We start from the raw sequence: 13,978 nt of genomic DNA, 5'->3' as shown, positions 1-13,978 counted from the left end.
AAACCGAAATGCAATGCTTCGAAACCAGATTAAGATCGCTTTAAGAAACCTGCGGAGTGCCGGCTTATTCACCACTTTGAATGTTGCCGGACTTACCGGAGGAATGGTGGCGGCCGTTTTCATCCTGCTATGGGTGCAGAATGAGCTGAGCTTTGATAATTTTCATGCGAAGTCAGAGCGGATCAGCCGGATCGTTACGCATTTAAAAGTAAGCAAAGAGGAAACCTGGCATTGGTCCAACACACCGCTTTTGCTGGCCGAAGAAACGAAGGTTATTCCCGAAATCGAAGCGGTAAGCCGTGTTAATGCTGCTTCTAACCTCCCTGTCCGCATTGGTGACCGGAAGATCATTGGCGAAAATGCAGTGTATGTGGATACAAACTGGTTCAGCCTGTTTGACTATCAGTTTGTGGATGGTTCGGCCGCGCAGTTTCGCTCGGCTATCCGAAATGTTGCTATCACAGAAGCCAAAGCGCAGCAATTGTTCGGGCGCCCGAATGTGGCCGGAACGATTATTCGGATCGATACGCTCGACTACACGATTGCGGCAGTTTATAAAAATAACCCGCCAAATTCCAGCTTTCAATATGATTATATTTTGCCGCTGGGTGCTTATCTGGCCAATCCGAAGACTTATGAAGGTGATAAGAGCTGGAACCAGTTTAACTATCAGACATTCATTCTGCTCAGGCACGACGCCGACCGCAAAAAGGTTGCTGCCAAACTGACCGCACTGATTTCCAAGTTTAAAAAAGACGACAAAGGAAATCCTTCGTCAGATATCGTGCTGGAAGCGGAGCCTTTGGCAAACATGCATTTCAACACAGAAATCCAGGGTTCAGACAAGAGTAAGGGCGATAGGAAGACGATCTACATTTTCTTTGGCATGGCCCTGGTTATTTTGCTGGTGGCGTGCATCAATTACGTCAACATTACAACCGCAAGAGCCAGTGTCAGATCGAAAGAAGTGGGGGTGAAAAAGTTGCTCGGCGCAAAACATTCGCATCTTTTTGCACAATTTATGACAGAATCTGTGCTGACTTGCCTGATGGCTTTTGGGTTGGCACTGGTGCTGATTTATTCGTTAATGCCGGTATTTAATGATGTTACAGAGAAAAGTTTTGCGCTTTCATTTTCGAACAAGCCGCTTTGGTTTGTGCTGCTGGGAACCACTGTTTCCGCAATCCTGCTGACAGGCATTTACCCTTCGCTTTTGCTATCTTCTTTTAGACCGTTTGAAATTCTCCGCGGAAGTAACGTTCTGGGTTCTTCGAATGCGGGTTTCAGGAAAGGGCTGGTTGTTTTGCAATTTACGGTTACCGTGGTTTTTCTCATTTCGGCGCTGGTCGTGTTTCAGCAAATGAAATTTATTCGGGAAAAAGAGCTGGGTTATGACCGGGCGCACGCATTTGGTTTGAGGTTGCCATGGGCGATGAAGAACAAAATACAGCCAGCCACTTTCAAAGAGCAGCTTTTGCGTGAGTCGAGTATTGCGGATGTGACCATTTCGAGTCAGAGTATTGTGCAGATCAATAGCAGCACCACAGGATCGTATGATTGGGATGGTCGGCCAAAGGATTTCAATCCAGTTGTTTCCCAAATGGCAGTCGAGTCCAATTTTCAATCAATGTTTGGGTTAAAAATAGCCGAAGGTCGCTGGTTCGATGATAAAAGGTTAACCGACAAGCAGAATGTGGTGCTCAACGAAACGGCAGTTAAAAAGTTAATGCTTAAAAAGCCGGTTGTCGGCAAACGGTTTAATTTTCAGGGTAAAAAGGGTGTAGTGATAGGGGTTGTGAAAGATTTTCATTACAAAAGCCTGCGTGAAAAGATCGAACCGCTAGTGTTGTTCAATGACTTGTCGTGGAGCTTTGGAATTTATGTAAAAGCGCAGCCGGGCAGAGATGCCGAAGCGATTCGGGCTACGCAAAAAGTTTGGGAAGAAATGATTCCCAATTATCCATTGGAATACAATTTCCTGGACGAAACTTATGATAAGCTTTATAAAAACGAGGCCAAAACAGCCACATTGTTCAATACATTCACGACCATAGCCGTGCTTATTTCAAGCCTGGGATTGTTTGGCCTAGCTACATTCACGGCTGAGCGGCGGATGAAGGAAATCGGGATCAGAAAAGTGTTGGGCGCTTCCGTAACCGCCATTGTTTCACTGCTTTCGAAAGATTTTTTAATATTGGTTTTAATCTCAATTGTTGTGGCTTCACCGGTCGGCTATTATTTTATGGACAAATGGCTGCGTGGATTTGAATACAAAATTGATCTAAAATGGTGGCTTTTCGCAATGGCTGGCTCAACGGCAATCGTCATTGCACTGGTCACAATTAGTTTTCAAAGCATTAAAGCTGCACTTACGAACCCGGTAAAGTCATTGAAAACGGAATAATTAATGATAGTCGGCTTGACTGCGCTGGCTTTAACATCGATCAGCGTGATGCAAAATGTTTAGGCAAATCTTGGAATATTGGTTATTTTTGAGAACACAAGAATGCAGATCTTATGAATTTAGACCGAATAACTTTTGATCCGAAAATGATGGGGGGCAAGCCCTGCCTACGCGGAATGCGGGTTACAGTAGGAACCTTAGTGGGCCTTGTGGCTTCTGGCAGCACATTTGAAGATATCTTGAAAGCGTATCCATACATTGAAATCGAGGATATTAAACAAGCCTTATCCTATGCCGCCTGGCGCTCTGAGGAAATTGAAATGCCGTTTTTAGCCGCATGAAGATTTTAATTGACATGAATTTGTCGCCCTTATGGGTTGATTTTTTTGCTGGTAAGCACATTCATTCAGCTCACTGGTCATCAATAGGGAGAGCAACGGATCTGGACGAAATTATCTTCGAATATGCACGGATGAACAAATACATGGGCGTGACCCGCAAACTAGGATAACGACCAGTCCAATACCGAACAAAAGTGTCCGAAACTGGACACTTTTGTTGTTTTAAACTAAATCTAAGAAACTGTTAATCAATAGCTTAATATCCGTTCCGTTGCGGTGGTATAATTATTCATTAGGTAGAAATATCTATTTAGCTATGGAAAATAAAATATCCTCTTCAACCCAATGATATCGCTGGATTTGACGGATATCAACATTAATAAGAAAGTTTAGCCATGATTAAAAACTATCTCAAAATTGCATGGCGGAATGTGCTTAAAAATAAGCTCTTTTCCGCCATTAATGTGTTCGGACTGTCAGTGGGCATGACTTGCTGCATGTTGTTGCTGCTTTACATTCAAAGCGAAATTTCCTTTGACCAACACCACGAACACATTAACGACCTCTATCTTCTCCGTAGCGAGAATGTCCAGTCCAATGGTGAGAAAATGGATAACCCGCGGGGCCCGGCACCCTATGCACAAGCTGTAAAAATGGAGTTTCCGGAAGTGGTCCAGGTCACGAGGCTTTGGCAAAATTTTTTGGAAGACAAGTCGCTTTTTACTGTAAATCAACCCGGGCAAGGCGAAAAATCATTTTATGAAACGAAGGGGATCCATGCGGATTCCACGTTTTTTGATGTTTTCACCTATGAATTTGTGGAAGGCGACCCTAAAACGTCACTAAATGATGCCCACTCGGTGGTACTTTCAGAGGCAGTTGCGCGGAAGATTTTCGGAAGTGGACCGGCGCTCGATAAAACAATCCGGATTGGTGGGAAAACAGGAAAAAATGAAAATTTTCGGGTGACAGGTGTTTTCAAAAGTCAGGGCGATAGGTCGCACATTGATGCCAATTACTTCGTCTCGCTGCAAGTGGGTTGGGTAGGCGATTATTTGAGACAGCCAGATCTGGATTTTACCAATAACAATATGTTTTACCATTATCTGCGTCTTAAACCAGGCACGAGCGCAGAAAAATTCAGCCAGAAACTTCCTTCATTTATTGAAAAATATGCCCGCAAGGATTTAAAAATCGCAGGTTATGATAAAAAGCTTGCATTGCTGCCGGTGAAGGATATTCACCTTTTTAGCAAAATCGATAAAATTGTAACCCCCACAACCAGTACGACTTATCTCTACGTACTTGCCTCCATTGCCATATTTACATTACTCATTGCATGCATCAATTTTATGAACCTCGCCACAGCGCGCTCAGCGAAACGTGCGGCGGAAGTGGGCATGAGAAAAGTAATGGGCGCGGGGAAAAGCGGTCTGATCGGTCAGTTTTTGGGCGAATCAATGGTGCTGACATTCCTGGCACTGATCATTGCAGCTGCGTTTGTAATTTTGTTTCTTCCAATCTTTAATCAGCTTTCCGATAAAACATTATCGCTAACAGAATTGTTGATGCCGGAGATCATTGCCTCGTTTGTTGTTCTGGCATTCATTACCGGTTTACTGGCTGGCAGTTACCCTGCTTTTTATCTTTCCGTTTTCAATCCGCTGGATGTAATCAAAGGCAAATTTGTCAATTCGGTGTCGGCCACTGCATTACGAAGAGGGTTAGTTGTATTTCAATTCGTGATCTCGATCGGTTTGGTTGTGGCGACCATGGTGATTCAAGGTCAGATCAAATTCATGCAGGAGCAACCATTGGGTTTTGCCAAAGAGCAGCAAATCGTAATTCCCTTCCGCAGTGAGGAATCCAGGAAAGCGTATACTGCCCTCCGTAATGAGTTGCTGGAGAATAATCAGATTACTGCGGCATCGGGAACCAGCTTTTACCCAGGCATTCTGAACCCAAGCGATATGTCAGTTTTTTTGCCGGGGCAAAGTGTGAAAGAAGATCGGCTAATAAAAACCAACTGGGTTGCGCCGGATTTTATGCAAACGATGGGTTTCCAAATGGCCGCCGGACGCATGTTTTCCGCTGCATTTCCTGGTGATACCAATAATAAAATAGTTGTCAACCAGGCAACGTTACGGAAATTCGCCATTCCTCTGGAAAAGGCTGTTGGGCAGCATCTTGACTTCAATATGGGTGAAAATGGCATTGGGTCGCTTGAAATTGTGGGCGTGGTGAAAGATTTTCATTACCAGGATCTGCATAAAGCCATTGAACCGTATGCTTTTTTCCTGAGCGCGAATTCAAATCATAATTACATCATTGCCCACGTCAATACGAAGGACGTCAGCCAGGTGCTTCCCTTCATGGAATCCAAATGGAAGTCGGTGGTTCCGGGCGAGCCGTTTTCTTATACATTCCTGGATCAGGATTTCCAAAGTAATTATGCAGCCGATGCGCGTACGGCAAGAATTGTGAATTCATTTACCATCATTTCCATTTTGATTTCGTGCCTTGGTTTGTTCGGTTTGGCGGCTTTTGCGGCGCAGCAGCGGATAAAGGAAATTGGTGTCAGGAAGGTTTTAGGTGCTTCCATTAGCAGCATTGTAGGTTTGCTTTCAGGTGATTTTATCAAATTGGTGATCATTTCCATGCTGATCGCAACTCCGCTCACGTGGTATATTATGAATCAATGGTTACAGGATTTTGCCTATAAAATCAGCATTCAATGGTGGATGTTTGCAGCGGCCGGCGCGTTGGCAGTTATTATTGCCATGATCACGGTCAGCACGCAGGCGATTAAGGCGGCCATTACAAATCCTGTGAAGTCATTGAAAAGCGAGTAGGGCTTTGGCTTTCAGCTGTCGGCCGTCAGCCTTCGGCTTTTTTTTCTTAAATGTTAAAATGTCAAATATACATAATGCTGATTGCTGAAGGCCGACTGCCGAAAGCCAACAACCAAACACTATGTTCAGAAACTACATCAAAATCGCAATGCGTAACCTTTGGAAAAGCAAAGGTTACGCGTTTATTAATATTACAGGGTTGTCTGTTGCGTTCTGTATCAGCGCTTTTCTTTTTTTGACAGCCTATTTTCAGTTGTCGTTTGATAATTTTCATAAAGACAAAGAGCGCATTTATCAAACCTACTTTTTTTCCAATGATCCGGAGAAGGCACAAGCGTCCAGCTCGATGCCATTTCCTTTAACTCCTGCCTTGAAGGCGGAATTTCCTGAAATAGAAAGCATTACAAGGGTGGTGAACGGAAGTGATGTTTTGGAATATAAAGGAAAATATTTCGACAAGCAGGTCATGTTCGCAGATCCTGATTTCTTGAAAATTTTTACTTTCCCGCTCATAAAAGGCACTACTGAAACAGCATTACAAGATCTCAGCAGCATTGTTATCAGCGAAAACATGGCGAAAGCGATCTTCGGGAAAGAAGATCCGATGGGCAAATCACTGCAAGTTGGCCTGGATGCCAATCGCAAAGAATATGTGGTTACCGGCGTGCTGAAAGATTTTCCTGAAAATTCGTCCATCAAATACGACGCATTCGTAAGGACCGAAAATGCGGGCGGATATCAGCAGTCCAAGGAGCAATGGGATGCGCATTCTCACCGTGTTTATTTAAAATTAACCCCAAATGCAGATCAAGTTGCTTTTGAACAAAGGCTGAAACCATTTGCACAAAAATATTTTGCAGAGAGCATTACCAGTCTGAAAAGGAAAGGTGCGAAGCCGGACGAAAGAGGAGATATTTTCGCCATTAGAATTGAGAAGCTGTCTAACCTGCATTTCAATTCGAAGGTTTCAGGTGGCGGCGCAGCCCCGATTGCGCTGATATATGCCTTGATGGGGATCGGATGCTTTATCCTCTTAATTGCCTGCATTAATTTTATCAACCTCAATGTTGCCAGATCTTTCATTCGTGCACGGGAAGTAGGCGTCCGCAAATCGCTGGGTGCATTGAAAAATCAGCTATTTTTTCAGATCTGGGGTGAAGCCGCTGTGATCTGTTTCCTGGGTTTTTTAACGGGCATTATACTGGCAGTTCTGCTGCTTCCAAGCTTTAACGCTACTTTTCAAAGCAAGCTGAGCCTGAAATATATGTTTGAGCCGGATAAAATTGCGCTGTTATTCGGGCTTTTTATCCTGGTAACATTGATCGCAGGCGGCTATCCGGCATGGCAAATGTCCAAATTCAATGCTGTGGAGGTGCTGAAAGGGAAAGTTACATTGAAGAAGCCGGGCGTACTTCGCAACTCATTGATTATAGCGCAATTTACATTGTCGAGTTTGTTGATATGCAGCACTGTAATCGCAGTTCAGCAGGTTGATCATTTGCGGACGCAGCCGTTGGGATTTGATAAAGAGCAGGTGATCAGCATTCCGGTTGGTAGCAAGGTTAACGGAAACAAAGTGCTGCGAAGGCTGCGTAACGAGTTGGAGGGCGATCCTAATGTGCTCGCTATCAGTGGAAGCGAGGTTAACCTGGGTGTCGGCAGGGACCGAAGCACCTCCCGGAGCGTGATTGGGTTTACTTATAAAGAAAAGGATATTACAACCGATTGGCTTTCTATTGATTATGATTATCTCAAAGCATTGAATATAAAGTTGCTGGATGGTCGTGAATTCAACCCGGCGTTTCCGAGCGATTCGCTGGACCGCGTGATTATCACGGAAAGCATGGCCAAAATGATCCAGGAAAAAGATCCTGTCGGAAAATATTTCCAGACGGATACGGCAGGTGTTAAATATCAGATCATCGGCATGGTTCCTGACTTTCATTTGTATTCTTCCAAAAATGAGAAAAAACCGATTACCATGCATTTGGGAGGCTCGGGATCAGTCAATTACGTTTTTGTCAGGGTGACGCCGCAAAGCCTGCGGATCGCTATGGATAAGTTGAAAAGTGTCTGGAAGGAAGTTGCGCCGGAAACCGAGTTCACGGGATCATTTGTGGATGAAAACACCAATTCATGGTATCGCGAAGAAGGTCATTTATCCAGTGTTTTCAGTCTCGCTTCGGGCATCGCAATCATTCTTTCATGCCTTGGCCTGTTTGCCGTCGCCTTGATCGTGATGGAGCAGCGTACCAAAGAAATTGGCGTACGGAAGGTGCTAGGAGCCAGCATTCCGAGCCTTGTATTCGTGTTGTCAAAAGATTTTATCAAACTCGTACTGATAGCGATCGTCATCGCCACACCATTGTCCTGGTTTTTTATGCAAAAATGGCTCGACAATTACGCTTACCGCATCGAAATTAACCCCATAATCTTCATTCTGGTAGGAATCAGCGCCATCCTGGTCGCCCTGGCAACAGTAGGCTTCCAAAGCATCAAAGCCGCGCTGATGAACCCAGTGGAGTCATTAAAGAGCGAGTAGCGCTATTTACGGTATAAGAATTGCTTATAGGAATTTAATTTAGGCAGGTTTATCTTTGTTCATTAAATTCCTAAGCGCTTTTTGTTATGAATGATGTAGCTAGTAAAATGGGGATTATGATTAAGCGTCCGGCAACCATGAGTGCTTTGGAGCTTATCGAATGGAAGAAAAAATCTCTGGAAAGAGCCCGTGAATATCTTTTCTCGATAGGACAACCATTGGTGTATTACCGAAAAGATGGCACGCCTGTTGCTGAATACTCCGATGGGCGAATTGAAAAGCTCTAATGAATATCTATTTTATTTTTATTGCGGGGCCGCCGGGAATAGGAAAAAGTACTTATGGACGCGAACTAGTACCCCATCATATTCCCATCATCGATCACGATTTAGCTGCTTATCAATACAAAAAGAAAGGATTTGCAGATTATTCCCAGACAGCCTCTGTCAAAGTGAATCAATTTATTGCGCAAAGTTTGGCTAACAATACGGATTTTGCCTTGGAGCTCAATCTGGGGTACCAGTCTCACTATGATTATCTCCTGACACTTTCTTTACCGAAATATAAAAATCGTGCATTCCATCTTATTCTGTTTTTCACAGATGACGTCAATTTATGCATGATCAGAGCAAAGGCTCGGTTTGAGAACGGAGGGCATTTGGTTAGTAATGAGGTGATAGAAGAGATGTACAAAAACACGATACCGCTTTTAAAAGATCACCTCGGTTTATTCAAGTCGATTTCATTTGTTTCAATAACAGGATCAGAAGTCGAAGAAGTAACGGTGCATAATATTCCTCTTTGGTTAATAAACAACGATTTAGTAAAGTATTTAAAAGCCTGATCATTCCTTTACGGCTGTTTTTTCGATTGTTCAAACCCGTACAAAAGTGTTCAAAAGCGGACATGAAGCATTATATAAATTGATATAATCAACTGGTTATCAGTGTGCATTAGCGCTGGTATAAGAATTAGTGCTCTTTTCAAACATTCTCCCACAGAAAAGCACTGACCGGCCATGATCAAAAATTATCTTACTACTTCTTTCAGGAATTTAAGACGCAACTGGAATTTTACTTTGATCAACATTACCGGGCTTACTTTGGGGCTGGCTTGTTGTTTGCTGATCTTTTTTACGGTTCGCTATGAGCTTAGCTTTGATCAGCATCATAAAAACGTAGATCGCGTTTTCCGGATACTGAAACACACAAAAGGGGAGGTTGATAAAGGTTATAACACGGGAATGCCGCTTCCGGCGCTGGCGGCGCTGCGTAATGACTTCCCTGAAATCCGGAACCAGGTATCGTGCACATACGCACTGCGCGGCGCATTGATCACAATCGGAGACGGACCCAATCGCAAAAAGCATTCTGAGCAAAATAATGCAGTGTCGTTCATCGATCCGGAATATTTCAAACTCTTTGAGTACAAATGGTTAAAAGGCTCGGCAGCCAGTTCCTTAAATAACCCTGGGGCCGTGGTGCTTTCTGAAACTCAGGCAAAAAAGTATTTTGGCAATACAAACCCGATGGGCAAAACGATCCGGGTGGAAAACCACAGGAATTTTGTCGTTACCGGCATTATTCAGGACCCGCCTGCGACTACGAACTTCCCTTTTACAACCATGCTCTCATTCGCCTCTCTGAAAGACTACGGTTCATTTACGAACTGGGACGACTGGCAGAGCACTTATGGCGGCGGCCAAATGTACATGATGTTGCCTGAAAATGTGAGCGAAGAAAAAATGGAACAACAACTGGTTTCATTTGTCAAAAAATACAGGGAGCCAAAGGATGCCGCGGTTGAGGAATACATTTTACAACCCGTTAATGACATACATTTTGATACAAAAACCTCTAACTACACCGGCCGAACAATCAGTAAGGGAATGATCTGGGCAATGGTGCTGGTTGGAATGTTTATTTTGATCACGGCCTGCGTGAACTTCATCAACCTCGCTACTGCACAAGCCCTGCGTCGTGCGCGTGAAGTGGGCGTGAGAAAAGTATTGGGCAGTACGAGAGGCCAGTTGTTGAGGCAGTATTTTTCAGAGACTGCGGTAATTACTGTCTTATCCGTCATCCTTGCTTTGATCGTCGCGCAGGTTGTTTTGCCTGGCGTTGCCAACATCCTGAACATTAAGGCAGAGGGGGTTATTTTCGTAGCAGACATTTCCGTAATGGCTTTTCTGGTGGTGCTGACAGTGATTACGACCATACTTGCGGGCTTTTATCCGGCCATGGTGGTATCGGGTTACCAGCCTATTCTTGCTTTGAAAGGAAAAATGCGAACGGCAGGAAGCGGGCAGGCGAATCTGCGTTCCGGGCTGATCGTTCTGCAATTCACAATTTCGCAAATCGTTCTCATCGGAACATTGATCGCTTACAGCCAGATGAAGTATTTCCGCACGCTTGATCTCGGTTTTCAGAAAGATGAGATCATAAGTATGCAAATCCCCGCCCAGGACCCGGGTGTTTTGGAAGGACTGTATGCCAAGCTGGTTAATGAGCCGGGCATCAAATCCATGAGTTTCAGCGCATTCACACCTATGTCGAGAAGCAATTGGCAAACCGGATTTAAATATGAGAATGATGCTGAATTTCTTGATTATGAAGTGGTTATGCGTCCTGCTGATACGGCTTATGTAAAAACATATGGGTTGAAAATAGTGGCCGGGCGGATGTATTTGCCCGCTGACACCATGCGGGAATTTGTTGTAAATGAAGCCTTTGTGAAAAAATTAGGCTTCAAGAGCCCTGCTGACGCCATCGGAAAGCGGCTGACCATCGGCGGATCGGAATATAAGCTGCCGATTGTGGGTGTGGTGAAAAACTTTAATACATATAGTCTGCACCGTGAAATCATCCCCTGTGTCCTCACCACCCAACGCAGCAATTATGGCACATTGGGCATTAAGCTGTCCGAAAACGCGGATGCGAAGCAAATTGAAAGAATTGAAAAAGTCTGGTCAGCCACATTCCCTGACTATTTATTCAGCTACACCTTCCTCGATGAGACGCTTAACAGCTTCTATGAAAAGGAATCCAAATTGTTTGATCTCTTCAAAATTTTGACAGGAATTGCCATCTTTATAGGCTGCCTGGGATTGTATGGCGTTGTCGCTTTCATGGCCGAGTCGCGTACGAAGGAAATGGGCATTCGCAAGGCAATCGGTGCTTCGGCGTTTAATATTTTCAGTCTGTTTTCAATCGACTTTATCAAACTGGTTGTGATCGCGCTGGTCATTGCCTCGCCTGTCGCGTGGTATGTGATGAAGGGATGGTTGCAGGATTTTACTTATCAGGTGAAAATAAGTGCCTGGTTATATGTGGTTGCGGGCGTCGGGGCAGTCATTATTGCTTTAATCACAATAAGTTTTCAGAGTGTTAAAGCAGCTTTAGTGAATCCAGTGACATCTTTAAGGAGCGAATAAATTTTTTAACCTAATCCGCGTAACCCGATGATCACGAATTATTCTGTAATCGCATTCCGAAACCTCCTTAAAAATAAGGTCTATTCGTTCATTAACATTGCCGGATTGGCCGTAGGAATTGCGGTTGCCATGCTGATTGGCCTTTGGGTTTGGGACGAGCTTTCTTTTAATAAATATCACAAAAACTACGACAGGCTCACGCAGGCTTACATCAGCCAGACTTTCAATGGGCAGACCGGCAGCGGAAGGGCAGTGTCACTTCCGTCCGTAATGGAAATGGCGAATAAATATTCCGCTGATTTCAAGAACACGTCCATGGCGTCCTGGAATTTCGGGCATTTGCTGGCGAATGGCGATAAAAAGATTAACAAACGGGGAATGTGGGCGCAACCGGCATTTCCGGAAATGCTTTCCTTAAAAATGTTGAAGGGGGATTTGAAAACGGCATTGAAAGATCCCGGGTCCATAGTCATTTCCGAGAGCGTTGCCAAAGCACTTTTTGGCAATGAAGATCCTTTGAACAAAACGGTTAAGCTGGACATTAAAAAGAACGTGAAAGTGACCGGCGTTTACGAAGACATTCCGTTCAATTCGGAGTTTAATGAACTGAATCTTCTTTTGACCTGGAACGATTATCTGCTTTCAGAAAACTGGGTTAAGGAATCGCAGACGCAATGGGGGAACCATTCATTCCAATTTTATGCGCAGGTGGCCGACAATGCGGATATCGAAAAGGTTTCTTTAAAAATAAGGGATGTGGAAATACCGCACGCGTCATCGAAAACGGAGAAGCCGCAATATTTCCTGCATCCCATGAGCAGGTGGCACTTATATTCGGACTTTAAAAATGGTAAAAATGTAGGCGGAGGCATTCAGTTCGTATGGCTCTTTAGCATTATCGGCGTTTTTGTGCTGTTACTGGCTTGTATCAATTTCATGAACCTCAGCACAGCGCGTTCCGAAAAGCGGGCAAAAGAGGTGGGGATCAGAAAAGCCATCGGATCATTGCGCAGCCAGCTGGTCTTTCAATTTTTGAGTGAGTCTTTTTTGGTTGTTTCGTTGGCATTGGTGCTTGCATTGCTCATCGTTTTGGTGGCCTTGCCTTCTTTCAATGACCTGTCAGGCAAGCACGTGCGCTTCCCGTGGCAATACATTCAATTCTGGCTGATGCTGATTACTTTCTCCATCTTTACCGGCTTGATATCGGGAAGTTATCCGGCATTTTATCTGTCGTCTTTCAACCCGCTTTCTGTTTTGAAAGGGACATTCAAAGTGGGCAAATGGTCGGCAGTTCCGCGTAAGGTGATGGTTGTAATGCAATTTACGGTCTCCATTACATTGATTATCGGAACCATTATCGTTTTTCAGCAAATTCAGCATGCCAAGAATCGCCCTGTGGGTTATGACAGGCAGGGACTGCTTCAGATTGACATTTCGCCAAATTTATATGGCAAATATTACCCGTTGCGAGACGACCTGCTCAAATCCGGGGCCGTGTACGAAATGAGCGAATCGTCCAGCCCTACAACCGGGATTTATTCCAATCAGATCGGTTTTGAATGGGAGGGGATGGAGGCGGGCGCAACGCCATTGTTTGGAACCATTGCATGTACGCACGATTTTGGTAAAACAATAGGCTGGAAAATCATTGACGGACGTGACTTTTCAAGAGAATATTCGACAGATACTGCCGGTTTTATATTGAACGAGTCGGCCGTTAAGCTCACCGGGTTGAAGGACATTGTTGGCAAAACCATTCGCTATAATGGCAAACCACGTCAGGTTGTGGGTGTTATCAAAGATATGGTGATGCAATCGCCCTATGAGCCTGCTGTTCCTACCATCTTTTTAATGGATTACGAATGGGCAAATCTGATCAATATCAAACTTTTGCCAGGCGCACCGGTTGAAAAATCATTGAAAAAAGTTGAAGCTATTTTTAAGAAACATGATCCTGATTCACCGTTTGAATTCAAGTTTGCAGACGAAGAATACGAGGCCAAGTTTAGGGCTGAGGAAAGAATAGGAAAGCTGGCAAGGGTTTTTGCTGTATTGGCGGTTTTTATTTCCTGCTTAGGATTATTCGGACTTGCCGCCTACACAGCCGAGCAAAGAACGAAGGAGATCGGAATCAGAAAGGCACTTGGGGCCAGTGTTGCGCAAATGTGGGCGATGCTTTCGAAAGAATTTGTCTTTCTCGTGATCGTTTCCTGCGCGATCGCGTCACCGATCGCCTTGTATTTTTTGAGCGACTGGCTGAAAAAATACGAATATCACATTGAACTAAGCTGGGTTGTATTCGCCGTCTCCGCCGTAACCGCGATCCTAATCACATTAATTACCGTAAGTTTCCAAGCCATTAAAGCCGCGTTGATGAATCCTGTGAAGTCGCTGAGGAGTGAATGA

9 protein-coding genes are annotated in these 13,978 nt (G+C 44.4%); all 9 read left to right on the top strand.

Annotation, left to right across the window (positions count from 1 at the left end):
- Positions 1-13 precede the first annotated feature (13 nt).
- The 9 genes from MUK70_RS17575 to MUK70_RS17535 all read left to right on the top strand — a co-directional run bounded on the left by MUK70_RS17575 (position 14) and on the right by MUK70_RS17535 (position 13,978).
- Positions 14-2,404, top strand: a complete 2,391-nt coding sequence (locus MUK70_RS17575) for an ABC transporter permease (protein WP_234654140.1) — start codon at positions 14-16, stop codon at positions 2,402-2,404.
- 113 nt (positions 2,405-2,517) lie between these two features.
- On the top strand, positions 2,518-2,745 hold the full coding sequence (locus MUK70_RS17570) for a DUF433 domain-containing protein (RefSeq protein ID WP_234607936.1): 228 nt from the start codon (positions 2,518-2,520) through the stop codon (positions 2,743-2,745).
- Positions 2,742-2,915, top strand: coding sequence for a DUF5615 family PIN-like protein (locus MUK70_RS17565; RefSeq protein ID WP_234654138.1), 174 nt, complete (start codon positions 2,742-2,744; stop codon positions 2,913-2,915). The genes MUK70_RS17570 and MUK70_RS17565 overlap by 4 nt, the downstream gene beginning before the upstream one ends.
- A gap of 225 nt (positions 2,916-3,140) precedes the next feature.
- Positions 3,141-5,597 carry an ABC transporter permease gene (locus tag MUK70_RS17560; protein WP_234654136.1) on the top strand — a complete coding sequence of 819 codons (2,457 nt, stop codon included), beginning with the start codon at positions 3,141-3,143 and terminating at the stop codon, positions 5,595-5,597.
- Between the two features lie 121 nt (positions 5,598-5,718).
- Positions 5,719-8,139: an ABC transporter permease gene (locus tag MUK70_RS17555; protein ID WP_234654134.1), complete on the top strand. Its 2,421-nt coding sequence runs from the start codon at positions 5,719-5,721 to the stop codon at positions 8,137-8,139.
- Positions 8,140-8,225: 86 nt separating this feature from the next.
- A complete protein-coding gene (locus MUK70_RS17550; RefSeq protein WP_234654133.1) occupies positions 8,226-8,426 on the top strand; it encodes a hypothetical protein in 201 nt (66 codons plus the stop codon).
- Positions 8,426-8,983, top strand: coding sequence for a hypothetical protein (locus MUK70_RS17545; protein ID WP_234654131.1), 558 nt, complete (start codon positions 8,426-8,428; stop codon positions 8,981-8,983). The genes MUK70_RS17550 and MUK70_RS17545 overlap by 1 nt, the downstream gene beginning before the upstream one ends.
- Positions 8,984-9,157: 174 nt before the next feature.
- On the top strand, positions 9,158-11,572 hold the full coding sequence (locus MUK70_RS17540) for an ABC transporter permease (RefSeq protein WP_234654129.1): 2,415 nt from the start codon (positions 9,158-9,160) through the stop codon (positions 11,570-11,572).
- Positions 11,573-11,599: 27 nt separating this feature from the next.
- On the top strand, positions 11,600-13,978 hold the full coding sequence (locus MUK70_RS17535) for an ABC transporter permease (protein ID WP_234654128.1): 2,379 nt from the start codon (positions 11,600-11,602) through the stop codon (positions 13,976-13,978).

This window comes from Dyadobacter chenwenxiniae (genome assembly GCF_022869785.1).
Lineage (GTDB): Bacteria > Bacteroidota > Bacteroidia > Cytophagales > Spirosomataceae > Dyadobacter > Dyadobacter chenwenxiniae.
Note: the sequence above shows the minus strand (reverse complement) of the source record. Positions and strands in the feature narration are given on the sequence as shown.